Below are 520 nucleotides of genomic sequence, written 5' to 3'. Positions count from 1 at the left end.
TTCTGGCACGTCCATGTAACGACCTTGCTCTTTATCGTAGTAAGCAAAGCGAACGTTTTTGATTGGCTGGTCGAATTCCATCACGAAGAATTCTTTTTGGCTTGGTGCCCAGCCATCTGAGAAACGGTGACCTTCTAGACGGTTATTGTCTTTGTCCCATTTCAAGTAAGAATCTGAGGTGTAGTCCCAGTTAATTTTGAAGCCAGTGTTCACGATGATTTCTGACTTCTCATCACGAGGGAAGGTGTAGCGGTGTACACCAACGCGATCAGACGCCGTTAACTCGGCTTTGATGTCGTAATCCAATAGATTGACTTTGTAGTAGCCTGCTGTCGCTTGCTCGTCACGATGTTGGAAGCGAGACGCTTCTAGGTTTAGCGTTGCCGAACCTTCATCAATCATGTAATCCGAACGCGAGTTGATTGGCATGACGAGAATGTCGTTCAAGTCGCCTGCACCTGCTCCGGAAAGGTGGGTATGAGAGAAACCGGAAGTACGTGCGTCGTGGTAGTAGTAGCCT

1 pseudogene is annotated in these 520 nt (G+C 47.9%); it reads right to left on the bottom strand.

The window, feature by feature from the left end:
- Positions 1–520 (bottom strand): annotated as a pseudogene (locus tag R7P64_RS24700) (glycoside hydrolase family 92 protein); the annotation flags it as partial.

The organism is Vibrio sp. 2304, assembly GCF_033339475.1.
Classification (GTDB): Bacteria; Pseudomonadota; Gammaproteobacteria; order Enterobacterales; family Vibrionaceae; genus Vibrio; species Vibrio alginolyticus.
Note: the sequence above shows the minus strand (reverse complement) of the source record. Positions and strands in the feature narration are given on the sequence as shown.